This is a genomic window from Aliidongia dinghuensis (assembly GCF_014643535.1).
In the GTDB taxonomy this organism is placed as follows: Bacteria; Pseudomonadota; Alphaproteobacteria; order ATCC43930; family CGMCC-115725; genus Aliidongia; species Aliidongia dinghuensis.
The window spans coordinates 120,606-145,884 of the sequence record NZ_BMJQ01000014.1 but is presented as its reverse complement, the minus strand read 5'-3'; the positions used below and the strand labels follow the sequence as shown (position 1 = coordinate 145,884).

The 25,279-nt window shown below is 67.9% G+C and carries 23 protein-coding genes and 1 tRNA gene; 10 read left to right on the top strand and 14 right to left on the bottom strand.

Annotated elements, in window-relative coordinates; translation table 11 throughout:
• Positions 1-58 precede the first annotated feature (58 nt).
• Positions 59-433, top strand: a complete 375-nt coding sequence (locus IEY58_RS24575) for a VOC family protein (protein WP_189050709.1) — start codon at positions 59-61, stop codon at positions 431-433.
• Positions 434-436: 3 nt separating this feature from the next.
• Entirely contained in the window at positions 437-1,024 is a 588-nt protein-coding gene (locus IEY58_RS24570) for a putative glycolipid-binding domain-containing protein (RefSeq protein WP_189050707.1), read from the top strand.
• Here IEY58_RS24570 and IEY58_RS24565 read toward each other — a convergent pair.
• The 3 genes from IEY58_RS24565 to IEY58_RS24555 form a co-directional block, all read right to left on the bottom strand.
• Complete coding sequence (locus IEY58_RS24565) at positions 1,021-2,712, bottom strand: methyl-accepting chemotaxis protein (RefSeq protein ID WP_189050705.1); 1,692 nt, start codon at positions 2,710-2,712, stop codon at positions 1,021-1,023. The genes IEY58_RS24570 and IEY58_RS24565 overlap by 4 nt on opposite strands.
• 120 nt (positions 2,713-2,832) lie before the next feature.
• Positions 2,833-4,083, bottom strand: a complete 1,251-nt coding sequence (locus IEY58_RS24560; RefSeq protein WP_189050703.1) for an Hsp70 family protein — start codon at positions 4,081-4,083, stop codon at positions 2,833-2,835.
• Positions 4,084-4,175: 92 nt separating this feature from the next.
• Complete coding sequence (locus tag IEY58_RS24555; RefSeq protein WP_189050701.1) at positions 4,176-5,132, bottom strand: ROK family protein; 957 nt, start codon at positions 5,130-5,132, stop codon at positions 4,176-4,178.
• Positions 5,133-5,326: 194 nt separating this feature from the next.
• Between IEY58_RS24555 and IEY58_RS24550 the strand changes: the two genes are divergently transcribed.
• Positions 5,327-5,692: a response regulator gene (locus tag IEY58_RS24550; protein ID WP_189050699.1), complete on the top strand. Its 366-nt coding sequence runs from the start codon at positions 5,327-5,329 to the stop codon at positions 5,690-5,692.
• Between the two features lie 10 nt (positions 5,693-5,702).
• A complete protein-coding gene (locus IEY58_RS24545; protein ID WP_189050697.1) occupies positions 5,703-7,121 on the top strand; it encodes a PleD family two-component system response regulator in 1,419 nt (472 codons plus the stop codon).
• Between the two features lie 181 nt (positions 7,122-7,302).
• Here the strand turns inward: IEY58_RS24545 and rpmG are convergent, their stop codons facing one another.
• The 11 genes from rpmG to ruvX form a co-directional block, all read right to left on the bottom strand.
• Positions 7,303-7,470, bottom strand: coding sequence for a 50S ribosomal protein L33 (gene rpmG / locus IEY58_RS24540; RefSeq protein WP_189050696.1), 168 nt, complete (start codon positions 7,468-7,470; stop codon positions 7,303-7,305).
• A gap of 76 nt (positions 7,471-7,546) precedes the next feature.
• The gene (locus IEY58_RS24535) at positions 7,547-9,169 is read right to left on the bottom strand and encodes a S41 family peptidase (protein WP_189050695.1); all 1,623 of its coding nucleotides are present in this window, start codon (positions 9,167-9,169) and stop codon (positions 7,547-7,549) included.
• Positions 9,170-9,317: 148 nt separating this feature from the next.
• Positions 9,318-11,651: a ribonuclease R gene (gene rnr / locus IEY58_RS24530; RefSeq protein WP_189050694.1), complete on the bottom strand. Its 2,334-nt coding sequence runs from the start codon at positions 11,649-11,651 to the stop codon at positions 9,318-9,320.
• A complete protein-coding gene (topA, locus tag IEY58_RS24525) occupies positions 11,651-14,362 on the bottom strand; it encodes a type I DNA topoisomerase (RefSeq protein ID WP_189050693.1) in 2,712 nt (903 codons plus the stop codon). Before topA ends, rnr begins: the two co-directional genes overlap by 1 nt.
• A gap of 55 nt (positions 14,363-14,417) precedes the next feature.
• On the bottom strand, positions 14,418-15,548 hold the full coding sequence (gene dprA, locus IEY58_RS24520; RefSeq protein WP_229743927.1) for a DNA-processing protein DprA: 1,131 nt from the start codon (positions 15,546-15,548) through the stop codon (positions 14,418-14,420).
• A 65-nt stretch (positions 15,549-15,613) separates the two neighbouring features.
• Positions 15,614-16,213 (bottom strand): glycerol-3-phosphate 1-O-acyltransferase PlsY, encoded by a 600-nt coding sequence (gene plsY / locus IEY58_RS24515; protein ID WP_189050692.1) that lies wholly within the window; start codon positions 16,211-16,213, stop codon positions 15,614-15,616.
• A 4-nt stretch (positions 16,214-16,217) separates the two neighbouring features.
• Positions 16,218-17,510 carry a dihydroorotase gene (locus IEY58_RS24510; RefSeq protein WP_189050691.1) on the bottom strand — a complete coding sequence of 431 codons (1,293 nt, stop codon included), beginning with the start codon at positions 17,508-17,510 and terminating at the stop codon, positions 16,218-16,220.
• Positions 17,510-18,469: an aspartate carbamoyltransferase catalytic subunit gene (locus tag IEY58_RS24505; RefSeq protein ID WP_189050690.1), complete on the bottom strand. Its 960-nt coding sequence runs from the start codon at positions 18,467-18,469 to the stop codon at positions 17,510-17,512. The genes IEY58_RS24510 and IEY58_RS24505 overlap by 1 nt, the downstream gene beginning before the upstream one ends.
• Positions 18,470-18,553: 84 nt before the next feature.
• Positions 18,554-19,039, bottom strand: coding sequence for a flagellar basal body rod protein FlgC (locus IEY58_RS24500; RefSeq protein WP_189050689.1), 486 nt, complete (start codon positions 19,037-19,039; stop codon positions 18,554-18,556).
• 74 nt (positions 19,040-19,113) lie between these two features.
• A complete protein-coding gene (locus IEY58_RS24495; RefSeq protein ID WP_229743926.1) occupies positions 19,114-19,761 on the bottom strand; it encodes a glycosyltransferase family 2 protein in 648 nt (215 codons plus the stop codon).
• A gap of 13 nt (positions 19,762-19,774) precedes the next feature.
• Positions 19,775-20,272: a Holliday junction resolvase RuvX gene (ruvX, locus tag IEY58_RS24490; protein ID WP_189050687.1), complete on the bottom strand. Its 498-nt coding sequence runs from the start codon at positions 20,270-20,272 to the stop codon at positions 19,775-19,777.
• A 131-nt stretch (positions 20,273-20,403) separates the two neighbouring features.
• Here ruvX and gatC point away from each other — a divergent pair, with 131 nt between their 5' ends.
• From gatC to IEY58_RS24460, 6 genes are all read left to right on the top strand, one after another.
• Positions 20,404-20,691 carry an Asp-tRNA(Asn)/Glu-tRNA(Gln) amidotransferase subunit GatC gene (gatC, locus tag IEY58_RS24485; protein WP_189050685.1) on the top strand — a complete coding sequence of 96 codons (288 nt, stop codon included), beginning with the start codon at positions 20,404-20,406 and terminating at the stop codon, positions 20,689-20,691.
• On the top strand, positions 20,691-22,169 hold the full coding sequence (gatA, locus tag IEY58_RS24480) for an Asp-tRNA(Asn)/Glu-tRNA(Gln) amidotransferase subunit GatA (RefSeq protein WP_189050683.1): 1,479 nt from the start codon (positions 20,691-20,693) through the stop codon (positions 22,167-22,169). Before gatC ends, gatA begins: the two co-directional genes overlap by 1 nt.
• A 3-nt stretch (positions 22,170-22,172) precedes the next feature.
• A complete protein-coding gene (gene gatB / locus IEY58_RS24475) occupies positions 22,173-23,654 on the top strand; it encodes an Asp-tRNA(Asn)/Glu-tRNA(Gln) amidotransferase subunit GatB (protein ID WP_189050681.1) in 1,482 nt (493 codons plus the stop codon).
• Positions 23,655-23,781: 127 nt separating this feature from the next.
• Positions 23,782-23,949 carry a hypothetical protein gene (locus IEY58_RS24470; protein ID WP_189050679.1) on the top strand — a complete coding sequence of 56 codons (168 nt, stop codon included), beginning with the start codon at positions 23,782-23,784 and terminating at the stop codon, positions 23,947-23,949.
• Between the two features lie 209 nt (positions 23,950-24,158).
• Positions 24,159-24,251: transfer RNA gene (locus IEY58_RS24465), tRNA-Ser, on the top strand.
• Between the two features lie 350 nt (positions 24,252-24,601).
• Complete coding sequence (locus tag IEY58_RS24460) at positions 24,602-25,264, top strand: hypothetical protein (RefSeq protein ID WP_189050677.1); 663 nt, start codon at positions 24,602-24,604, stop codon at positions 25,262-25,264.
• The last annotated feature ends 15 nt before the right edge of the window (positions 25,265-25,279 follow it).

Below are 25,279 nucleotides of genomic sequence, written 5' to 3'. Positions count from 1 at the left end.
GGTTAGTCTCCAAGCCACGGCCCGATCGGCGGGCCGCTTTCGAGCAAGCGAGGCACCCATGTTCGACCATGTTTCCATCGGCGTCCGGCATATCCCGACGTCCCGGCGTTTCTATGACCCAGCCCTCGGCGCGCTCGGCATTCCGACCCGGTTCGGCGACGACAGGGAATTCAGCTATGGCACCGAGAGCGTGCTGATCCTGATCGCGACCGATCAGCCGGTATCGGCGGACGAGCGCTCGGGCTTGCATTTCTGCTTCAAGGCGCCGAGCCGGGCCGCGGTCGACGCGTTCCATGCCGCAGCCCTCGCCGGCGGCGGACGCGACCATGGCGCACCCGGCTTGCGTCCGAATTACGGCGACGATTACTACGCCGCCTTCGCGATCGATCCGGATGGCTATAGGATCGAGGCCTATTGCAGCCAGCCGGAGTGAGCGATGCCAGAGGACATCGTCTGGGAATGGCTTGATCGAACCGGTCTCGAGCATCTGTCGCTGGAGTACTCGTCGCTCGAGACTGGGGCCGAGGCGATTACTGCGAGCGGGCTCGTGCTGGTGCAGCTCGGGCCCGACCCGTTGCGCATCTCCTACGAGGTCGAGCTCGACGGGGGGTGGGGCTTCCGACGGGCCCGGCTCGTCGTCGAGCGCGACGGGGCGACGAAGCCGCTGGCCGTCGAACGCTCGGCGGACGGGCGCTGGTCGGTTGACGGCTGGAGCCGGCCGGATCTTTCCGCTTGCGTCGACATCGACATCATGGCGTCGCCGTTCACCAACACGCTGCCGATCCGCCGGCTCTCCTTCGAGCCGGGCCGGCCGCAGGCAATCCAGGTCGCCTACATCCGCGTGCCGGAACTGACGGTCGAGCCGTCGGCGCAGGACTATACCCTGCTCGACGTGCCCGACGCGCCGCGCCGCTTCCGCTATCGCAGCCTTGCGAGCGGCTTCACCGCCGATCTCACCGTCGACGGCGAGGGGCTGGTGCTGGACTATCCCGGCATCTGGCGCCGGCGCTCGGCGCGCGGCTAGACGACCCGCAGCCGGTCGACGAAGGCGCCAACCGAGGCGCGGAGCGTGTCGGCCTCACGGCCGAGCGACGCGGCGGCGGCCTGCACTTGGCTGGCGGCGGTCTGGGTATGATCGGCGCCGCCGCTGACCCGGTCGATCGTGCCGGAGACCTCCCGCGTGCCGCGGGCCGCCTCGGCGGTGTTGCGGCTGATCTCGCGCGTGCTCGCCTGCTGCTGCTCGGCGACGGCGGCGATTGCGGTCGCGACCTCGTGCACCTCGCGGATCGTGCCGCCGATCCGCTCGATGGCCGCGATCGCCTCCTGCGCCACGCTGCGGATTGCATCGACTTGGGCCGCGATATCCTCGGTCGCCCGCGCCGTCTGGTTGGCGAGCGACTTGACCTCCGACGCCACCACGGTGAAGCCCTTGCCGGCCTCGCCGGCGCGTGCCGCCTCGATCGTCGCGTTCAAGGCCAGGAGGTTGGTCTGGCTCGCGATGTCGTTGATGAGCTTGACGACGTCGCCGATCTTGAGCGCGGCGTCGGCGAGGCCGCGCACCGTCTCGTCGGTATGGGCGGTTTCCTGCACGGCGCCCGCGATGATGCCCGCCGCGTGGCTCGTCTGGCGCGCGATCTCCTGGACCGAGGCGCTCAGTTCCTCCGCCGCGGCGGCGATGGTTTCGACATTGGCCGATGTCTGCTGGGACGCCGCCGCGACCGTGCTCGCCTGCCGGCTGGTGTCGCCGGCGGTATCCGTCATCTCCGCCGCCGTCGTATTGAGTGCTGCCACGGAGGACGAGAGCTGCTCGAGCGCCCCGCCCACGGTTTTGTCGAAATCCCGGATTTCCGTCTCGATCTGGTGGCGCCGCTCTTCCTTGGCCGCTGCGGCCTCGCCCATCGCCTCGGTGAGCCGCTGCGCTTCGCGGGCGTTCGCCTGGAAGATCGCGAGCGCCGCCGCCATGTGGCCGATCTCATCCCGACGCGTCGTCTCGGGCACCGTCATGTCGAGATCGCCGTCGGCCAGCTGCTGCGTCAGGCGCGTCAGCTGGCGCAAGGGGCGGGTCACCGTGCCGATGGTGATCGCGGCGCCGAGGCCGAACGCGATCACGAGGCCGGCGGCACTGCCCAGGATCAGCCAATCTTGTGCAGCGTTCGCCTCGGCATCGGCGCTCTCGCGCGCCGACTTCAGATCCGTGCGCAGGCCGACGATCAGCTGATCCACCGCGGTGATCGCCTCGCGCCGCTTCTTTGCCGCCTCCTGGCTCGAGAGCGTGAACGCCTCCTGCGTCTTGCCGGCGGCGGCCAGCTCGAACACCTTGTGGCTGATGTCGCGGCGTTCGAGCGCAGCCCTACGGAATGTCGCGACCAGCTGCGCCTGATCGGGCGAGGGCTTCAGCGCGTCGAGCTGGTCCAAGAGATCGAGCGTCTTGGCCGAGGCGTCATCGTAGAGCTTGACGTGGTTGCGCGCCGTCTTCTCGTCGGTCGACAGGATGACGTTCTTTTCGCTGACCGCGGCGCTGTTGAAGACGCTCTCCGCCTCGAGCGCCCGCTCCAGTACGACCGCTTTCCGGTCGGTCATGTCTTTCAGCTGCAGCGCCAGCCCGCTCATGGCGTGGCTGGCGTAGGCGACGATGCCGAGCGTGACCAGGATGACGAGCGCTGCCGGCAGAGCCAGCTTGCGGGAAAGCGACCAGTTCTCCAATGCGCGCATGATCTGCCTGCCCCTTGTTCGCGGCTCGACGGCTGCGTTGAGCTGCCTCGTGAGGACGCGCTTTAGCGGTCACCGATCCGAACTTGCCCGGGGAGGCGTTAACTACGTTTGAACGATCGCTCAATTGTACCGGAGCATGGCTTCGATCGTGAGCCCGAGGCCGACGGAGCCGAACTTGTCGCCTTCGACCACCCGGCTCTCTGGCAACTCGTCCAGGATGGCGCGGCGGACGTTGGGCAACAGGGTCGAGCCGCCGGTGAGGAACACTGCGTCGATCCGCTCGGGTCCGAGCCCGGCGTCGGCGAGGCATCGGCGGATCATGCCGGCGATGCTGCGGCAGAGCTCGTCGGTCGCGGCCTCGAACGCCGGACGGGCGAAGCCGGCCGCCAGGCCCGGCTCGATCCAGCCGAGCGGCAGGTCGAACGCCGCCTGGTCGCTGAGGCCGATCTTGCCGCGCTCGACCGTCATCGCCAGGCGGTGGCCCAGGTGCTCCTCCAGCACGTGATGGAGCCGCGCGATCAGCTCCGGCCGGGCCGATTCGCGCTGGACCTGGCGAATCTCGGCCATGACCTTGGGCGTGTAGAGGAAGTTGATCTTGGACCAGGTCGAAAGGTCGGTGAAATAGCCGTTGGGCGCCAGCAAGCCGGGCCGCTTCATCGGCGACTGGTAGCCCAGATGCGGCATGGCGCTCTTCAGCGACAGGAGCCGGTCGAAATCGGTGCCGCCGACGCGGATGCCGTCGTTGGCCAGGATGTCGGCGGCCCGGTCGGCCGCGCGCCGGCGGTCCGGCCCCAGCCGTACGATCGAGAAATCCGACGTGCCGCCGCCGATGTCGGCGATGAGCGCCACTTCCTCGTGCTCGACCCGCTGCTCGTAATCGAGTGCCGCCGCGATCGGCTCGAACTGGAACGAGACATGGCGGAAGCCGATCGCGCGCGCGATTTCGGCCAGTGCGTCTTCCGCGCGCCGGTCGGCGGCATCGTCGCCGTCGACGAAATGCACCGGCCGGCCATGGACGACGGCATCGAGCGGGTGGCCGGCGGCCTCTTCGGCCCGTGCCCGGATCTCGCTCAGCAGCCGCTGCAGCACGGCGCGAAAGCCGATGCGGTTCCGGTCGAGCAGCGTGTCCTGATCGATGAGGTCGGTGCCGAGCACGGATTTGAGCGAGCGCATCAGGCGCCCGTCGATACCCCTGGCATAGGCGTCGATCGCCGCGCGGCCGACCTCGGCCCGGCCGGCGCCGAATCCGAAGAAGATGGCGCTGGGCAGGGTCGTCTCAGCACCTTCGAGCGCGATGAGGCGCGGCGCGTTGCCGTCGACGACGCCCAGGGTCGTGTTCGACGTGCCGAAATCGAGGCCGCAGTAGCCCATGATGCCAAATCTCCGACGACGCGAGGGCCGGCGGTTTTAGCGGAACTCGATCCCGATCGCCAGCGGCGAATCGCAGTCAGGGCGAATCGCGATCAGGGCGAATCGCGGTCAGGGAGGGGCCAGAGCCAGGCGGCGCCGCGCACGCCGCTCGAATCGCCATGGTGCGGCGGTACCAGGCGCGTTGCGACCGTGTCGGAGAAGACGTAGCGGCCCCAGCGCGCCGGCACCGCCTCGTAGAGCATTGTCAGGTTCGACAGGCCGCCGCCCAGCACGATGACGTCGGGATCGACCAGGTTGATGACGGCGGCGAGGCCGCGGGCGAGGCGATCGATGTAGCGTTCGAGGCTGGCGCGGGCCGGCCCATCGCCGGCCTCGGCACGCGCCACGATCTCGGCGGTCAGGAGCGCCTCGCCCGTGACGGCCGCATGATCGGCGGCAAAGCCGGGGCCGGACAGGAAGGTTTCCGTGCAGCCGGTCCGGCCGCAGTAGCAGGCCGGGCCGGGGCGCTCGCCGGGTTCGGGCCAGGGCAGGGGATTATGGCCCCACTCGCCGGCGATCGCGTGGCGCCCGGTCAGGATCTTGCCGTCGATCACGAGGCCGCCGCCGACCCCGGTGCCGAGGATCACGCCGAACACGACCGGCACGCCGGCGCCGGCGCCGTCGGTCGCCTCGGAGAGCGCGAAGCAATTCGCGTCGTTGGCGATGCGCACCTCACGGCCGAGCGCTTCGGCCAGCAGGCGGTCGAGCGGCTGGCCGTTGAAGCAGGTCGAGTTCGCGTTCCGGATGAGGCCCGAGACCGGCGAGAGCGCGCCGGGCGTGCCGACGCCGACCGTGCCGCGGGCGCCCAGTTGCGCCTCGACCAGGCCGACGAGATCACGAATCGCGGCGATCCGGGCCGTGGCATCGCCCGCCGGGGTCGGCACGCGATGGCGCATCAGCATCCTGCCTGCGGGATCGAACGCGATGGCCTCGATCTTGGTGCCGCCGAGATCGACGCCGATGCGAAGGGCCGGGGTGCGAAGGGCCGGGGTGCGAAGGGTCGGACCCATTTGAAACAAACCCATAAAAATATGTGTCAAATCAACAAAATCGGCCTCGACGACGCCGGGGGCCGAAAAGGCTTACCAAATCTTAAGGCTGCTTGGCTAAGCGTTGAGGGTGACCACGGTCCAGGATGGTGATGGCGTCTTTCGAACTGGTTGTACCCTCAAGGGCCGACCGGTATCGCACTAAGGAACTTCCGATGAGCAAGACGATTCTGATCGTCGAAGACAACGACCTCAATATGAAACTGTTTCATGATCTGCTGGAGGCTCATGGCTACAACACGCTGCAGACCAAGGACGGCATCGAGGCGTTGAAGCTCGCACGCCAGCACCACCCGGATTTGATCCTGATGGACATTCAGTTGCCGGAAATCTCCGGCCTGGAGGTAACAAAATGGATCAAGGAGGATGACGATCTGAAATCGATTCCAATCATCGCCGTCACGGCCTTCGCCATGAAGGGCGACGAGGAGAAAATGCGCGAGGGCGGGTGCGAAGCATATCTGGCCAAACCGATCTCCGTCGCGTATTTCATCAAGACTTTGAAGCAGTTCCTTAATTAGCGAGCGGTGGATGTCCGCCAGAGTTCTCGTCGTCGATGACATAGAGGTCAACGTCCGGCTGCTGGAAGCGAAGCTTCTGAGTGAGTACTACGACGTTCTGACCGCATCGAATGGACCGCAGGCGCTCGAGATCGCCAAGCGCGAGTCGCCGGACATCGTCCTGCTCGACGTCATGATGCCGGGCATGGACGGGCTCGAGGTGTGCAAGCGCCTGAAGAGCGACCCCGCGACCCGCTACATTCCGGTCGTCATGGTCACGGCGCTCAGCGACGTTGCCGACCGGCTGCGTGGGCTCGAGGTCGGCGCCGACGATTTCCTGACCAAGCCCGTCAACGACGTGGCGCTGTTCGCGCGCGTGCGCTCGCTGATCCGGCTGAAGCGCACGCTCGACGAGTGGCTGCTGCGCGAAGAGATCAACGGCCGGCTGGCGGCCCTGCCGGGCGACGGTGCTGCGTCCGAGGTCGAGCAGGTGGCACCCGGCAACATCCTGGTGCTGGAAGACAATCCGCTCGCCGGCGCCAAGCTGACCCAGATCCTGAAGCCGCTCGCCGACCAGCTGACCCTGGTCAAAACCAACGCCGAGACCTACCAGCTGTCCGGCCAGGGCATCTACGACGTCATCATCATCTCGATGGCGCTCGAGCGCGAGGATCCGCTCAGGCTCGTCTCGCAGCTGCGCGCGGTCGAGCAGACGCGGCAATTGCCGATCCTGCTCATCCTCGACGACGGCGACTATCCGCGCCTCGCCAAGGGGCTCGACCTCGGCGCCAACGACTACATCATCCGTCCGGTCGACCGGAACGAGCTGATCGCGCGCACCCGGATCCAGATCAAGCGCAAGCGCCTGCAGGACCAGCTGCTCGACAACTACAAGCGCGGCCTGACGCTGGCCCTCACCGACGGGCTGACCGGCCTCTACAACCGCCGCTACATGACCGCCCATCTCGATACGCTGTTCGGCCGCTCCGGCGGCCCGGCGAAGGATGTCGCGGTCCTGATGTTCGATATCGACCGCTTCAAGCAGGTGAACGACACCTACGGCCATTCGGTCGGCGACGAGGTGCTGGTCGAGGTGGCGCGCCGCACGCTCGGCAATGTGCGCGGCTTCGACCTCGTCGCGCGCTACGGCGGCGAGGAATTCGTCGTGGTCATGCCCGACAGCGCGCTCAGCGCCGCGGGCTCCGTCGGCGACCGCGTTCGCCGGGCGATTGGCGACCGGCCGATCGAGGTCACGATCGGGCCGCGCTCGCTGCCGGTCACGATTTCGATCGGCGTCGCCGTGTCAGGGCCTGACGCCACGACGCCGGCCAAGCTGCTGCGCAACGCCGACGAGGCGCTGTATGCGGCAAAGCACGCCGGACGCAACCGCGTCATGGTGTGGCAGCCGAGCGGCTGCGGCCCGTTCGTGCCGGACGGCATCCTGCCGTAAGCGTCCCTCGCCGTATCGTCAAAGCCGGACAGACAAAAACACGCCGCCGCTCGGGGGAGCGGGGCGTTCGGGCATGCGCGGGGAACGATCGTCGGACCGGTTGCCCGGTCCCGCCAGAGGCCGCCGTCCGGCCGATCCGCCGCCTCGACAGGCGCCCGGACCGGCAGCGACGGAAACGGCCTTACTTGATCTTCGATTCCTTGAACTCGACGTGCTTGCGCACGACCGGGTCGTACTTCTTCAAGGACATCTTCTCGGTCTTCGCGCGCGGGTTCTTCTTCGTCACGTAGTAGTAGCCCGTGTCAGCGGAGCTGACGAGCTTGATCAGGACGGTTGCAGACTTTGCCATTTCCGGTCTTCCGAACGGGGTTCATCGAAACGCCGCAAACTATCGAGATCCGCCGCCAAGTCAAGCGCGCGCAGCGCTATTGCAGGGGTGCGGCGTCGGAATGTCCGCCCGACTGCTGCGCCAGCGCCACGGCCGGGGCGGAGAGGGCGGCAGCATAGAGCGAGGGATCGTGCAGCAACCGCTTGGCGAGCCTCAGGTCGAGCGGATTGTCCTCGGTCTCGACCGGGCAGTCGCGGCGCAGGCGCTGCCAGGCCGGGTCGGCAAGCGTCGCACGCGGTTGCGCCTCGACGCCCTGCGGATGCAGGCCATGCTCGACGATCGCCGCGAGGCGGGCTGCCGGATCGGCCGCGGTCTCTGAGGCGCCGGCGCGGCTCGTGCAGAAGACCGGCACGACGCCGTGTTCATGCAGCACGTAGTGCGCCGGCGTATAGAGCCGGGCCCAGGTCAGCGTCAGCTCGCCCTGGTTCGGCAGGGTGAGCACGCGCTGGACCGTGCCCTTGCCGTAGGAACTGGTGCCGACCAGCACGGCCCGCTCGTGGTCCTGCAGGGCCGCGGCCACGATCTCGGCCGACGAGGCGGACCCGCCGTTGACGAGGACAACCACGGGCAGCCCGTGGGTCTGGTCACCGGTGTGGGCCTCGAAATCCTGGGTCGCCGTCGGATCCCGGCCGCGCGTGCTCACGATCTGGCCACGGTCGATGAACAGGGCCGCGACGCCGGTCGCCTGCTCGAGCAGGCCGCCTGGATTGCCGCGCAGGTCGAGCACGACGCCGCGCCATTGCCGGCCAAGCTCCGTCCGCATCCGCTCGATCGCGTCGGCCAATGACTGGACCGTGCCGCTGTTGAAGCTCGAGATACGGAAGACCGCGACTTGGTCGTCCCGGTCGACCGTCACGGTCGGCGCCACGATGAGCGCGCGCCGCAAGGACACCATGATCGGCTCGCCGCGCCCCGGCCGGCGCAGGGTCACGATGACGCGCGAGCCGGGCTCGCCGCGCAGCCGGTTGATGACCTGCCGCTCGGTCAGGCTCTCGACCGGCACGTTGTCGACGGCAGCGAGCCGGTCGTCGACGCGAATCTCGCGTGCTGCCGGCGTTCCAGGCGTCACGGTCGAGACGCGGGGATTGCCGTCGGAATAGTCGAGCGTGATGCCGATGCCGCCGAAGCCGTCGCGGGACGCCCGCTGATCGCGCGCGGCGTCGGCGCCGGCATAGCGGGTGAACCGGTCGAGCTTGGGCAGGATGCCGTCGAACAGTTTCTGGTAAAGCTGCTCGTCGGAGGCGCTCGCAAGCGCCGGCGCGTGCGAGCGGCCGTCGACGAGCGCCGTCGCCACGACTTCCGCCCAGCCGTCGGCGTCGTCCGGGGCGGGCGCCGGCACATGCTCGATCGCCGTATCCTTGTCGAAGAACACGACGGTATGGCCGATCTCGGCCACCGTGAAGGATCGGTCGTCCTGGTCGAGCCGGGCGAGGCCGGCCATGGCCAGCGTCTCGCTCGAAATCGGCTGCAAATAGTATTGGTGGATTTCGTGGAACGCCTCGGCAAACAGCGTTTCCGCCGAATCGTGCCCGAGTCGGTCCGGGCGCGTCGCTCGGTTGTCGAGCGACGAGGCGCAAGCGCTCATCAGCGACAGAAGCAGAAGGACACCGCCGAGGCTCCGCCGCCCGACCTCGATGCAGCCGCTCCGCTTACTCCCCAAGGCGCTCGTCTCCAGGGCATCGCCCAAAGCATTCCGACCGTGGAATGCGCGTAAAAAGCGTGCCTGTCCCCATCGGTCTTTTCAAGATCGGCTCAACGGCGTCTGTTCAGCGGCGCAGGTTCAGTGACGCCACTTCAGCGGCGCGAGTTCAGCGACGACCGGGCGCGGTGCCCGGGCGCTTGCGACCCGGCCGGTCGAACTTCTGGCCATCGAACTTCCGTCCGGCGTCCTTGGGCGGCGTGCGCAGCAGGCGCTGGCCCTTGCGCGAGACGCGATCCTCGCCGCCGCCGTCGATCAGCTGGAAGGTGAGGCCGCCCGCGACCGGATCGGCCTCGGCGAGCCGCACATCGACCGTGTCGCCCAGCCGATAGACACGGCCGCTGCGCTGTCCGACCAGCCGGTGCGCCCGCTCGTCATGATGATAGTAGTCGGCCGGCAGGCTTGAAATCGGCACGAGCCCGTCGGCACCGCTCTCGGCGAGCGTCACGAACAGGCCGAATCGGGTGACGCCGTTGACCCGGCCGGGCAGGATCGTGCCGACATGCTGCGCCATATAGGCGACCAGATAGCGGTCGACGGCGCTGCGCTCGGCCGTCGCCGCCCGGCCCTCGAGGCGCGAGATGTCGACGCCGAGCTCGGCAAATGCCTCCGGATCGACCGTGTCGAGCCCATCGTCGCCCAGATGCAGGCCCGCGACCATGGCGCGGTGGACCAGAAGGTCGGCGTAGCGGCGGATCGGCGAAGTGAAATGGGCGTAGCGCTTCAGCGCCAGGCCGAAATGGCCGAGGTTGTCCGGCGCGTACATCGCCTGGGCCTGCGACCGGAGTACGAGCTCGTTGATCATCGCGGCCTCGGGCCGGCCCTCGGCGGCGGCGAGGATCCGGTTGAAATGCGTCGGCCGCACGACCTGGCCCTTGGCGAGCTGTAGCCCGTGGATCTCGAGCCCTTCCAGGAACTCGCGCAGTGATGCCAGCTTTTCCGGATCGGGCGCGTCATGGACCCGGTACATGCAGGGCTTGTGGACCTTTTCCAGGATCTCGGCCGCGGCGACGTTGGCGGCGATCATGAATTCCTCGATCAGCTTGTGGCTGTCGAGCCGCTCGCGCTGGTCGATGCGTTCGACCGTGCCGTCGGGGCCCAGCACGACGCGCCGTTCCGGAATGTCGAGGTCGAGCGTGCCGCGCTTCCGCCGCGCCTTGTCGAGGGCTGCATAGGCGCCGTAGAGCGGCCGGATGACCGGGTCGACAAGCGGGCCGGTGGTATCGTCGGGCCGGCCGTCGATCGCCGCCTGAACCTGCTCGTAAGTGAGGCGCGCTGCTGAGCGCATGAGGCCGCGCACCGCCTTGTGCCGAAGCTTCTTGCCGTCGGCGTCGAGCCAGAGATGGATCGCCATGCAGGCACGCTCGACCGCCGGCTTCAGCGAGCAAAGCTCGTTCGAGAGGGCCTCGGGCAGCATGGGGACGACCCGGTCCGGGAAATAGACCGAATTGCCGCGCTCGCGGGCCGAGCGGTCGAGCGCGCTGCCCGGGCGCACGTACCAGGAGACGTCGGCGATCGCGACCAGCAGGTGCCAGCCGCCGGGGTTCTCCGGGTCGTCGTCCGGTGCTGCCCAGACTGCGTCGTCGAAATCCCGCGCGTCGGCGCCGTCGATGGTCACGAGCGGAAAGTCGCGCAGATCGGTGCGGCTGCCGAGCGTCACTGGCTTTGCGGCTTCGGCCTCCTTGATCGCCGCCTCGGGAAAACCGACCGGGATGCCCTGCTGGTGGATCGCGATCAGGCTGATCGCCTTCGGATCGCTCATCCGGCCCAGCCGCTCGATCACCTGGGCGTGCGGCAGGCCCAGGCGCGGCACGGGCAGGGGTTCCGCCAGCACCAGGTCGCCGTCGGCGGCACCCAGCCCCTCGTTCGCGCGGATGCGATAGGTCGTCTTGTTCCGCCGGTCGGTCGGCACGATACGGCCGGCGCCGTCGGCATCGGCCTTGAACACGCCCAGCACATGCTCGCCCTGCGGCTCGACCTTGCGCACGACGGCGGCGAGATAGCTGCCGTCCTCCTGCCGGCGGAACCGGGCGACGGCGCGGTCGCGCACGCCCAGGGTCTCCTCGCCGCGCCGGCCCGGGGCAAGCCGGATGCTCGGCGTGGGGATCGACGGATCGCTGCCGAGCAGGCGCACGATCGGCTCGCCCTCGGCATCGATGCCGGCGATCTCGACCACCGCGATCTCGGGCAAGGCGCCGACGGGTGCCAGGCGCCGGCGGGGGCCGCGCTCGACCGGGCCGCTGCGCTCGATGTCCTTGAGCAGGCCCTTCAAGGCGACCCGGTCGGCACTGCCGACCTTGAATGCCTTGGCGATCTCGCGCTTGCCGACCGGCACCGGGCTCTGAGCGATGAACTCGACGATCTGCTGCCGGGTCGGCAGGCCGCCGGGCACGCGATGCGGCACCCGCGTCTTGGGAGCTTTGCCGCCGGGCGGCTTCGCCATCAGGCGCTCGCCGCCTTCTTCGTCGCCGGCGCCTTCTTCGCCGCGGTTTTCTTGGCGGCGGGCTTGGCGGCAGGCGCCTTCTTGGCTGCCGTCTTTCGCGCGGCGGTGCCCTCTGCCGCGGGTTCCGCCTTCGCCTTGGCCGCGGCCTTCTTCGGCGCGGCCTTGGTGCCGGCGCGGCCCTTGCCGGCCTTGGGCTTGGCCTTCTGCGCCGCCAGGAGCTCGAGCGCCTGCTCGAGCGTGAAGCTCTCGGGATCCGCCCCCTTCGGCAGCGTGGCATAGACGCCGTCATGGGCGACATAGGGACCATAGCGGCCCTTGAAGACCTGGATCGGCGCCTGATCGGCCGGATGCGCGCCCAGGGTCTTCAAGGGCGTCGGCGCCGCACGGCCGCCCTTGGCCGGCTCGGCGAGCAGGCTCACGGCCCGGTTGATGCCGATCGTCAGCACGTCATCGTCGGCCGCCAGCGACTTGAAGGTCTTGCCGAGCTTGATGTAGGGCCCGAACCGGCCGATGCCGGCGACGATCATCTCGCCGGTCTCCGGATGCGAGCCGATGTCGCGCGGCAGCGCCAGGAGGCCGAGCGCGGTATCCAGGGCCACGTCCTGCGGCTTCATGCCCTTGGGCAGCGAGACGCGTTTCGGCTTCTCGCCATTGTCGCCTTCGCCCAGCTGGATATAGCTGCCGTAGGGGCCCTTGCGCACGCTCACCGGCAGGCTCGTCACCGGATCGGTGCCGAGCGCGCGTGGGCCTGTGTCGCCGTTGGACGCAGCCTCACTGTCGCCCTGGCCCTGTTCGACCGCGAGCGGCCGGGTGAAGCGGCATTCCGGATAGTTGGAGCAGCCGATGAAGGCGCCGAACTTGCCGAGCTTCAAGGACAGCCGGCCCTGGCCGCAGCTCGGGCACAGGCGCGCATCCTTGCCCGACCCGTCCTCCGGGAAGAAATGCGGCCCAAGCTCGGTGTCGAGCGCCTCCAGCACCTGGCTGATCGTCAGGTCCTTGGTGCCGGCGATCGCCAGGCTGAAATGGTCCCAGAACTCGCGCAGCACCTGCTTCCAGTCGGCGCGACCGCCGGAGATCTCGTCGAGCAGGTTCTCGAGGTCCGCGGTAAAGGAATACTGGACGTAGCGCTCGAAGAAATTCTCGAGGAACGCGGTCACCAGCCGGCCGCGGTCCTGCGGCTGGAAGCGCTTCTTCTCGAGCGTCACATACTCGCGGTCCTGCAGGACCTGGATGATCGAAGCATAGGTCGACGGCCGGCCGATGCCGAGTTCCTCGAGCTTCTTGACCAGGCTCGCCTCGGTATAGCGCGGCGGCGGCTCGGTGAAATGCTGCTCGGGCCTGACGTCGAGCCGGCTGAGCGCCTCGCGTTCGGTGAGCGGCGGCAGGCGGCGGTTCTCCTCGTCGTCGGCTTCGTCGTCGCGGCCTTCCTGGTAGAGCCTCAGGAAGCCGTCGAAACGCACGACCGAGCCGGTGGCGCGGAAGGTGACGCGGCCCGAGGCGCCGTTGATGTCGACCACGACCTGGTCGAGCACGGCCGATTCCATCTGGCAGGCGACGGTGCGCTTCCAGATCAGCTCGTAGAGCCGCAACTGGTCGGCATCGAGCGCGCCTGCGACCTGCGACGGCAGGCGCAGCACGTCGGTCGGCCGGATCGCCTCGTGCGCCTCCTGGGCGTTCTTGGCGACCGCCTTGTACTGGCGCGGCGCCGCCGGCACGTATTTCTCGCCATAGTCGCGGCCGATCAGCCGGCGGGCGGCGGTGATGGCGTCGTTCGACAGAGCGACACCATCGGTTCGCATATAAGTAATCAGGCCGACCGCCTCGCCGCCGAGGTCGATGCCCTCATAGAGCCGCTGGGCGACCTGCATGGTGCGGCTCGCCGAGAAGCCCAGCTTGCGCGATGCCTCCTGCTGCAGGGTCGAGGTCGTGAACGGCGGCTGCGGATGCCGGCGGACCTGGCGATGCTCGAGCTTCGCGACCGCATAACCGGGCTCGGCGGTGACGGCGGCGACCGCGGCCTTGGCGGCCGCCTCGTTGGCCAAGTCGAACCGGTCGAGCTTGCGGCCGTCGAGATGGGTGAGCCGCGCCGAAAACGTGGCGCCAGGGCCGGTCTTGAAGGTGCTCTCGACCGACCAGTATTCGCGCGGACGGAAGACCTCGATCTCGGCCTCGCGCTCGCAGATGAGCCGCAAGGCGACCGATTGCACGCGGCCGGCCGACCGGCTGCCCGGCAGCTTGCGCCACAGCACGGGCGAGAGCGTGAAGCCCACGAGATAGTCGAGCGCGCGGCGCGCCATATAGGCGTCGACCAGCTCGTCGTTCAGCGCGCGCGCGTTCTTGAACGCCTCGGTCACCGCCGACTTGGTGACCTCATTGAACACGACGCGCTTCACCGGAATGCCTTTGAGCGCCTTGCGCTCCTCCAGCACCCTGGCCAGGTGCCACGAGATCGCCTCGCCCTCGCGGTCCGGGTCGGTCGCGAGGAACAGGGTCTCGGCACCTTTCAGGGCGTGGACGATGTCGCGCACGCGCTTTTCGGCGCGATCCTCGACCTCCCACGACATGGCGAAGTCTTCTTCGGGCCGGACCGAGCCGTCCTTGGCGGGCAGATCGCGCACGTGCCCATAGCTGGCGAGCACGGTATAGCCGTCGCCAAGGTACTTATTGATGGTCTTCGCCTTGGCTGGCGACTCGACGACGACGACATTCATGAGGCGGCCGGTAACCCTTCTTCGAAATCGCTCAATGCGGAGCTTGGGCGATGGTTCATCGCAGCGAGACGAGACCGCCGGGATGACGGTCCAGGCGCCCCGCCAGTTCCAGCTCGAGCAGGACCGTTGCGATGATCGACGGCGACAAGTGGCATTGGCGGAGAAGTTCGTCAACCGTAACCGGCGTCGGACCCAACAGTCCTGTGACCGATTTCTCAGCCGCCTCGATCTCCGCCGGGCTCGTTTCCGGCGGCGGCCTCGGCGGTTGCGGTCTGGGTGGCACCCGCCGAGGCACGGGCGGGATGGCGTCGCGCCCGCTCAAGGCCGCGAGCGCCGTCAGCACGTCCTCGGCACCCTCGACCAGTGTGGCGCCGTGGCGGATCAAGTCGTTGGTGCCGCGGCAGCGCGGGTCGAGCGGCGAGCCCGGCACGGCAAACACCTCGCGGCCTTGCTCGGCGGCGAATCGCGCGGTGATGAGGGAGCCGGAACGAAGCGCCGCCTCGATCACCACCACACCGTCCGACATGCCGGAGATGAGCCGGTTGCGCCGTGGGAAGTGCCGTGCCTGCGGCACGGTGCCGACCGGGCTTTCGGCCATGACCGCGCCGCGCTCGACGATTTCTTCATAGAGACCGCGATTCTCCTCGGGATAGACCACGTCGGCGCCGCCACCGACCACCGCGACCGTGCCGTGGGCGAGGGCGCCGCCATGAGCCGCCGCATCGATGCCGCGCGCGAGGCCGGAGGTCACGACGAAGCCGGCGCGCGCCAGGTCGTAGGCCATCTCGCGCGCGAAGCGCTGGCCGGCAGCCGACGCGTTGCGCGCGCCGACGAGCGCGATCGAACGCCGGTGCGTAAGATCGCCGCGGCCGAGCACGGTCAGAAGCGGCGGCGCATCGTCGAGCGGCGCCAAGGCCGGCGGATAGTCCGGCTCGCCCCAGGCGACGAGCCGGGCATCCAGCCGATGCACGGCGGCGAGCTCGCGCTCCGCCTGCTCGCGCGAAAAGACCGTGAAATTGCGCCGGCCGCCGCGCCGGGCGAGTTCAGGCAAGGCGGCGAGCGCCGCCGCGGCCGAGCCGTGGCGCTGCAGCAGCTGATGAAAGGTGACCGGCCCGACATTCTCCGTGCGGATAAGCCGCAGCCAGTCGAGCCGCTCCTGGGGATTGAGAATCGCGTCGGACGGCATGGAACAAATCATGACCATGCGGCGCGCGGGCGTCAACTGGTGGCTGAGAGACCGAAATGTCGCCCTCAGGCCTTCTTGAGCTTGATCTTGCTCTCGGTGCCGCTTGCGAGCCGGCGGATGTTCTCGTGGTGGCGGGCGAACACCAGCACGGCCATGAGCAGCGCCAGGATCGCGCGCGGCCCGTCAGCCAGGAACAAGGCGACGACCGGGCTCGTGCCGATCGCGACCAGGGCAGCGAGTGAGGAATAGCGCAGCGTGAAGGCGACCAGCAGCCAGACGAGGCAGGCGACGACGCCGACCGGCCAGGCGATGGCGAGCAGGACGCCGAGCGTGGTGGCAACACCCTTGCCACCCTTGAAGCGGAGCCAGACCGGGAACAGATGGCCCACCAGCGCGGCACCGGCGGCGAAAATCGCGAGATCCGTGCTGCAATGATCGGCGAGACCGACGGCGACGGCACCCTTGCCGCCGTCGAGGATGAGGGTCGCGGCCGCCAGCCCCTTGCGCCCGGTGCGAAGCACGTTGGTGGCGCCGATGTTGCCCGAGCCGATCTTGCGGATGTCGCCGGCGCCAAACAGGCGCGTCAGCACCAGGCCGAACGGGATCGAGCCCAGGAGATAGGCCAGGACGATCGTCGCGGCCAGCGCCGTCGGGTCGAACGCCATGCCGTCAGGCCCGGTCGCTGCTATGGACGTTGCGGCCGGCGACGAAGGTCTTGAGCACGGTGCCCTGGACGGGCAGCCCGTCGAACGGCGTGTTGCGCGCCTTGCACTTGAACTGGTCGGCCCGGATGCGGTGGGGCCGGTCCAGGTCGAACAGCACCAGGTCGGCGGCGGCCCCCACGGCGAGACGGCCGATCGGCAGGCGCAAAATGTCGGCCGGCGCCTGGGTCAGCGCGCGCAGCACGCGCAGCAGCGGCACCTCGCCCTTGTGATGCAGCGTCAGCGCCAGCGGTAGCAGGGTTTCGAGCCCGACGATGCCGGCGGCGGCCGAGGTGAAGGGCAGGCGCTTCGAATCCTGGTCGTGCGGGTGATGGTCGGAGGCGATCGCGTCGATCGTGCCATCGCGCAGGCCCTCGACCACGGCGCGTCGGTCGGCCTCGGGCCGGAGCGGCGGCGAGAGCTTGGTGAAGGTGCGGTATTCCTCGATCGCCGTCTCGTTCAGCATGAAATAGGCGGGCGCCGTGTCGCAGCTCACCGGCAGGCCGTGCGCCTTGGCGTGGCGGATCGCCTCGATCGCGGCCGCGGTCGAGACATGGGCCACGTGGTAGCGGGCGCCGGTGATCTCGACCAGGCGCAGGTCGCGCTCGACCATGATGAGTTCGGCCGCGGGCGTGATGCCGGGCAGGCCGAGCCGCGTCGCGACCTCGCCCTCGGTCACCGCACCGCCGGCGGCAAGTTTCGGCTCCTCCGGGTGCTGCACGATCAGCTGGTCGAAGGTGCGGGCGTAGCTCAAGGCGCGCCGCATGACGAGCGCGTCGGCGATCGCCCTGCCGCCATCGGTGAAGCCCACGGCGCCGGCCTGCGCCAACAGGCCCATCTCGGTCAGCTCCTTGCCGGCGAGGCCGCGGGTCGCGGCGCCATAGGCATAGATATTGACCAGCCCCAGCTTTCGGGCGCGACGCGACACGAACTCGACGGTCGAGACGTCGTCCAGCACCGGCTCGGTGCCGGGCAATGCCACCAGCGAGGTGATGCCGCCGGCGACGGCGGAGCGACTCGTCGTCTCGATGTCTTCCAGATGCTCGTGGCCAGGCTCGGACAGGTGCACGCGCATGTCGACGAGGCCGGGCGCCAGGCATTGGCCGGCGCAATCGATGATGACCGCATCGGCCGGCGCCGCGGGGGCGGCATCGGCGCCGACCGCGCGGATCGTGCCGTCGACGGCGAGCAGGTCGCCCGCCTGGTCGAGATGCGTCCAGGGGTCGATGAGGCGGGCGTTCTTGAACAGCGTCGAGGGCATCAGGCGTCGTTCCGCTTTTCGTCGGTGCGCAGCAGCAGGTCGAGGCACGCCATGCGCACGGCGACGCCCATCTCGACCTGGCCCAGGATCAGGCTGCGGTCGATGTCGTCGGCGACGGCGCTGTCGATCTCGACACCGCGGTTGATCGGCCCCGGATGCATGATGAGCGCGTCGGGCTTGGCCTTGGCGAGCTTCGCCTGATCGAGTCCGTAGAAATGGAAATACTCGCGCAGCGACGGCAGGAAGTTGCCGTTCATCCGCTCCATCTGCAGGCGCAGCATCATGATGATGTCGACGTCGGCCAAGCCGCGCGCCATGTCGTGGAACACCTCGACGCCGAGGCGCTCGATCTGCGCCGGCAGCAGCGTGCGCGGCGCGACGACCCGGACGCGGGCCCCCATGATGTTGAGGAGCGCGATGTTGGAGCGGGCGACGCGGCTGTGCAGGATGTCGCCGCAGATCGCGACGGTCAGGCCCTTGAGGCTGCCCTTGCGCCGGCGGATGGTGAGCGCGTCGAGCAGCGCCTGCGTCGGGTGCTCATGCGCGCCGTCACCGGCATTGATCACCGCGCAGTTCATCTTGTCGGCCAGGAGATGGACGGCGCCGCTCTCGTGATGGCGCACGACGAGCGCGTCCAGGTGCATGGCGTTCAAGGTCATCGCCGTGTCGATCAGCGTCTCGCCCTTCTTGATGGACGTGCCGTCGACCGACATGTTGATGACGTCGGCGCCCAGGCGCTTGCCGGCCAGCTCGAAGCTGGTGCGGGTGCGCGTCGAGTTCTCGAAGAACAGGTTGATGATCGTGCGGCCGCGCAGCACCGTGCGCTTCTTGTCGTCGGCGCGGTTCTGCTCGACATAGCCCTCGGCCAGGTCGAGGAGCGCGCTGATCTCGTCGGCCTTGAGGCCGTCGATGCCGAGCAGGTGCCGGTGCGGGAAGAGCGGGGAAGGGAGCTTATCCATGAGGCAAGACGTATAAGCCCCCGTCCCGTGGGTGACAACTGGCTGAGCGCCCGCGGCAAATCCGGCCCGATATGTTCCGCGGGCTCAGGTCGTCACGTCCAGGATTCTGTGATTGATCTGGTTCGTCGTCTGCAGCGACTGGACATTGGCCGCGAAGGCGTTCGTGGCCGTCGCGACCTCGACCGTCTGCTGCACCGGGTTTTCGTTCGGCCGCGCGACCAGGCCCTGGCCATCGGCCGCGGGCGAGCTGGGCTGATAGGACACATCGTAGGCCGGCGAGCGCGAGACGGACTGTGCGGTGGCGCTGGTGCCGACCGCGGGCGGTGTCTGCAGCGCCTGGAACACCTGAGCCGCGGCATTCGACGGCTGAGTCCCTGTCACCGGTGGCGCCGAGACTGCCGACGAGCCGAACACGGCACTGGGCGGCGAGCCGGTGTTGATTTGGCCGGCGTTGCTCTGGGCAGCGTCGATCTGGCTCGCGATCGTGTTCGTCGTCGCCGCGATCTGCGCGCTGGCGTTGGCGATCTGGAGCGTTGCAACCGTGCTAGTGCCGGTGACGGCGTCGACCATGGCAGCCAAGTCCGTGGGCCAAAAGGATTGCCACTAGATTGATCCGCCGCCGGCCCGGGTCAAGCGGTAAAGCGTTATTGGCTCGCGGAAGGTGTGGTTTCTGACGGTATGGTTTCTGCCGATTGCACCAGCGGAATCCTGAACACCTGCTGGCCAATGTGGCCGATCTCGTGCGAGAGCGCCGGGTCGCACCAGATGCGGAAGCCTGCGGACCGCGCGCGGTCGCAGAAGATATAGTCCTCGCCGATAATGTCGCCGGTCGTCTCGTTCGCGTCGAAACGGAAATAGGGCCGGGCGAGCTGCTCGAACACGCTCATCTTGACGAGCAGACAGCCGGTCGGAATGCGCGCCATCTCGATCAGGCCCGACGCCGTTTTGGAGACGTCGCCCGGCAGCACGGTGCCAAGCGCGTTATAGGGCGGAACGCGCTTCGGATATGTCGCCCCCACGATGTCCCGCTGGTGCATCAAGAGGCGCAGGAGCGTCGCCTCCGGGAACATCATGTCGCTGTCGAGGAACAGGAGATAATGGGCGTCGAACTCCTGGGCGAGCTCGACGCCGTTGTTGCGCGCGATCGCGACGATCGACGACTTGGTGTTGATGACATTGAGCCTGAGGCCCTGGGTCGCGGCGCACATCCGGGCGAGCGACATGGCGAAATCGGCATGGAGTACGTCGCCGGACGGGACGACGACCGCGATGCGCAGCTGCAGATCGGTCATGGCGCAATAAGGCTCACGGCTCGGAATCAGGGGCGGGTGGTACGGATGCCATATAGGCGAGCCGGTCGAGCACGCCCTGCAGGATATAGGCCGCCGCCGCCTTGTCGACGATCTCGGCCCGGCGCTTGCGCGAGAGATCGGCCTCGATCATGCCGCGCGTCACGGCAGCGGTCGACAGGCGCTCGTCCCAGAACAGGATGTTCGGGTCGTCTATCGCCATCAGATTGCGCGCGAAGGCGCGGGTCGCTTGGGCGCGCGGTCCCTCGGTGCCATCCATGTTGATGGGCAGGCCCAGGACGAGCGCACCCACCCGATGTTCGCGGCGGAGTGCCGCCAGTGCCGCCGCGTCGTCCTTGAACTTGCCGCGCGTCAGCGTCTTCAAGGGCGAGGCCACCATCAGCAGCGTGTCGGAGAGCGCGAGGCCGATCGTCTTGGTGCCGAGATCGAGCCCCAGGAGCCGCTCGCCCGGGGCGAGGCAGGCCTTGAGTTCCGTAGGGTTGCGGATCGGCATGATGGGGTGCTAGCTTCCGGCTTCCGTCGAGATCAGGCAACGCCCTGGGCCGCGCTCGGTTTTCCCGCACGAGCGATCCCGAGGCGGACCTTCCGGCGGTGGCGTTCCCGGAAGACCCCGAGGTTTATCTCATGTCGTTGGACAAGGCCACCGTGGCGCGCATCGCCACCCTGGCACGCATCAAGGTTCCCGAAGCCGATCGCGAAGCGCTTGGCCAAGAGCTCAACAAGATCCTCCATTGGGTCGAGCAATTGGACGAGGTCGACACGCAAGGTGTCGAGCCGATGACGAGCGTCGCCGCCATCACATTGCCGATGCGTCCCGATAAGGTGACCGACGGCAATCGGGCCGACGACATCCTGAAGAACGCGCCCGGTGCGCTGCACGGTTTCTTCACCGTGCCGAAGGTGGTCGAGTAATGAGCGATTTTACCGATTTGACCCTGGCGTCCGCCCGCAAGGGGCTGGCCGACAGGAAATTCTCCGCCGTCGAGCTTGCGAAGGCGCATATCGCCGCGATCGAGGCGTCGCGCGATTTGAACGCCTTCATCACCGAGACGCCGGAGAAGGCGCTCGATATGGCGAAGGCGAGCGACGAGCGCCTGGCGCGCGGCGAGGGCGGCGTGCTCGAGGGCCTGCCGATCGCGATCAAGGACCTGTTCTGCACCAAGGGCGTGCTGACCACGGCCGCCTCGCACATCCTGGACGGCTTCAAGCCGCCCTATGAGTCGACCATCACGCAGAAGCTGTGGGATGCCGGCGCCACCTGCCTGGGCAAACTCAATCTCGACGAGTTCGCCATGGGTTCGTCGAACATGACGAGCTATTACGGCCCGGTCATCAATCCCTGGAGCAAGGAAGGCGGCAATCGCCAGCTGGTTCCGGGCGGCTCGTCCGGCGGTTCGGCCTCCTCGGTCGCCGCCCGCCTGGCGCTGGCGGCGACCGGCACCGACACCGGCGGTTCGATCCGCCAGCCGGCCGGTTTCTGCGGCATCGTCGGGCTGAAGCCGACCTATGGCCGCTGCTCGCGCTGGGGCATCGTCGCCTTCGCGTCGTCGCTCGATCAGGCGGGGCCTATGACCCGCACGGTCGAGGACGCGGCGATCATGCTCAGCGTCATGGCCGGCCATGATCCGAAGGATTCGACCTCGGCACCGCTCGCCGTGCCGGACTTCAAGGCGGCACTCACCGGCGACATCCGGGGCTTGCGCGTCGGCATTCCCAAGGAATACCGCCTCGACGGCATGCCGGCCGAGATCGAGGCGCTGTGGCAGCAGGGCATCGACTGGATGAAGGCGGCGGGCGCCACGCCGGTCGAGATCAGCCTGCCGATGACCAAGTACGCGCTGCCGACCTATTACATCATCGCGCCGGCCGAGGCCTCGGCCAACCTCTCGCGCTACGACGGCGTGCGCTTCGGCCTGCGCGTGCCGGGCGCCTCGCTCGACGAGATGTACGAGAACACCCGGGCCGAAGGCTTCGGCGCGGAGGTGAAGCGGCGCGTGCTGATCGGCACCTATGTGCTATCGGCCGGCTATTACGACGCCTATTACCTGAAGGCCCAGCGCCTGCGCACCTTGATCGCCAAGGATTTCGAGCAGGCGTTCCAGCAGTGCGACGTCATCCTGACGCCGACGGCGCCGTCGGCCGCCTTCGGGATCGGCGAGAAGATGGACGATCCGCTCGCCATGTACCTGAACGACGTGTTCACCGTGCCGGTCAATCTCGCGGGCCTGCCGGGCATCTCGGTGCCGGCGGGGCTCACGGCCGACGGCCTGCCCCTGGGCCTGCAGATCATCGGCCGGGCGTTCGACGAGGAGACCATGATCCGCGCCGCCGGCGCGCTCGAGACGGCGGCGGGGTTCACAGCGAAGCCCGAGCGGGCGGGGAGGGCCTGAGCCATGAGCAGCACCACCGTTCCCGTGCGCGACGAGTTGCTGATCGAAGGCCGGACCGGCAAGTGGGAGGTCGTGATCGGCCTCGAGGTCCATGCCCAGGTCACGACCGAGGCGAAGCTGTTCTCTGGGGCTGCGACCGCGTTCGGCGCCGACCCCAATACCCAGGTCTCGCCGGTCGATGCCGGCTTCCCGGGCATGCTGCCGGTCATCAACGAGCAGGCGGTCGAGAAGGCGATCAAGACCGGCTTCGGCCTCGATGCTGAGATCAACCAGGTCTCGGTGTTCGACCGGAAGAACTATTTCTACGCCGATCTGCCGAACGGCTATCAGATCTCGCAGTTCAGCCAGCCGATCGTGGGCAAGGGCCAGCTCGTGCTGGATATGCCCGACGGCTCGACGCGCGAGGTCGGCGTCACGCGCCTGCACCTGGAGCAGGACGCGGGAAAGAGCCTGCACGACCAGTCGCCGACGATGACCTTCATCGATCTCAACCGGGCCGGCGTGCCGCTGATGGAGATCGTGTCGGAGCCCGACATGCGCTCGGCCGAGGAGGCGGGGGCGTACCTCAAGAAGCTGCGCTCGATCCTGCGCTATCTCGGCACCTGCGACGGCAACATGGAGGAAGGCTCCATGCGCTGCGACTGCAACGTCTCGGTGCGCCGGCCGGGCGAGCCCTACGGCACGCGCAACGAGATCAAGAACGTGAACTCGATCCGCTTCGTCATGCAGGCGATCGAGTACGAGGCGCGACGCCAGATCGAGGTGCTGGAGGACGGCGGCGCGATCAAGCAGGAGACGCGCCTGTTCGATTCCGGCCGCGGCGTCACGCGGCCCATGCGCTCCAAGGAGGAGGCGCACGACTATCGCTACTTCCCCGATCCGGACCTGCTGCCGCTGGTGCTCGATCCGGCAATGATCGAGCGGGTCAAGGCGGATATGCCGGAGCTGCCGGACGCGAAGAAGGCGCGCTTCATCGCCGACTTCAAGCTCAGCCCTTATGACGCGGGCGTGCTGGTGGCCGAGCAGGCGACTGCGTACTACTACGAGGAGGTGGCTGCAGGCCGCGATCCGAAGCTCGCGGCCAACTGGGTGACCGGCGACCTGTTCGGCGCCTTGAACAAGCTGGGCGTGGGCATCGAGGCGTCGCCGATCTCGGCCAAGGCCTTGGGCGAACTTGTCGATCTCATCGCCGACAACACGATCTCGGGCAAGATCGCCAAGGACGTGTTCCAGGCGATGCTCGAAACCGGCAAGAGCGCCGGCGAGATCGTCGAGTCGCAGGGCTTGCGGCAGGTGACGGATACCGGCGCCATCGAGCAGGCGATCGATGCTGTGCTGGCGGCGAATGGAGATAAGGTGTCTGAATACCGTTCCGGGAAGGACAAGCTGTTCGGCTTCTTCGTCGGCCAGGTGATGAAAGCAACCGGGGGCAAAGCCAATCCCGCCTTGCTCAACGATTTGTTGCGCAAGAAGCTGGCGCCGTAATTTATCTCGCAACTGCGAAGTAAATAAAGGGGTCGAGCGATGCTCGACCCCTTTTGCATTTGTTGTTAATTTGCCTATATCATCATTGTGTCATGAAACAGCAGGGACCCGGGGAGGGGTCAAGGCCGTGATCATGCTCGTAAATTCGGAACATTCCACGCGTTGCCCGATGGGGGGCGCCTCGAAAGACCTCAAATGGTCACGCAGCCTGCGCGTGACGGTGGCGCTTGCCTCCGCCACTGCCAGTTGGGCCGCGGTCGTCGGGGTCAGCTATCTGATCGCGCAGATCCTCTAACACACGCTGGTAACACACGCCGGCGCGCCGGCTTGTGGCCGGGCCGGCGCCGGACTTGCGTCGGGGGCGCAAGAAAAACGCTCTGGTCGACCGCGCGCAGCCGCCCTGCGCGCGACGGGGACGTGGCGTGCGAGACAGTCCGTTGACAGGTTGACCGCCCCTCTTTAAGAACGGTTGCACAAACGCCGTGAAAAAACCCACTCATCGGTGGAGGGGTGGCCGAGTGGCTGAAGGCGGCGGTTTGCTAAACCGTTATAGAGGGTAAACCTCTATCGTGGGTTCGAATCCCATCCCCTCCGCCAACCTCCCTTTTCAATGACATAGTGTCGCGGCGCGGTTAGCCGTGTTCCGCACGGCGCCGGAGCCATGGTACGGGGGCGGCGTGCCGCGAGATGCGCCCGCTCGCTTCCCCGGAACGACCGTCCACAGTCGCGCGTTGCGCCACAGCCGCGATGACATACCTGCGGCTATGTTGGCCCCTTGCCAGCAATCGTCCTTTTCGCTACACAAAATTAAACAATTCATCGGTAGCATATTATTCTGAGCGGTGGCCCTCGAGCACTCGCCGGCGTCTCTGGCAATGTGTAAAGGAACCCGACGGTTTACGCGTCGGTAATTTCCGCTTCTTTTTAACGGCTTTCGGGCAACTCTTATGACGGAAAAGCTATCGCCGGAAATGCCGGCGCCGATCCAGGGTGACCAGGCCGCGGGCGCGGCCGGTGCGCCTGGTTCTGTCGACATGCCGAAGTCGGCTGCCGGTGCGGGAAAGCCCTCGCGCCGCGCCTGGATGGCGGGGGCTGCCGGGGCCGCGACCGGCGTCGTGCTGATGCGCAACCGACCGGTCTACGGTGGTTCCTGCGTCGTGCCGTCGGCGTTCCTCTCGGCGCAGACGGCGGGCGGCATCAACAACCTGTCGCACCAGCCGTTGGGGGTGAGCTGCGGCACCGGTCGGTCGCCCGGCTATTGGAAGCAGGCCTACACCTCGAACGCGGCCTTGGCCAGTCCGCAGCCGTCCAACCACTACAACAACAGCTATCCCGACGCTTCCTTGACGTTTGCGGCGCTCTTCGGCGCGGGTCCGAACCAGCCGCTGGGATATGTGCTGAAGAACATGCCGGGCAGCACCGAGTCCCAGTACGCGGCCGGCTATCTGAATGCGCTCAACAGCAACCGCAGCAGCGGCGCCAACATCAGCAACTATCCGCTGACGACGTCCCAGGTGGTGGCCCTCTACAACGGCACTTACAAGGATGGTTCCGGCGAGCGCTGGACGGTCAGTCAGGGTGAGACCTATCTAATCCAGATTGCCACCTGAGGCGATCGGCCCGAT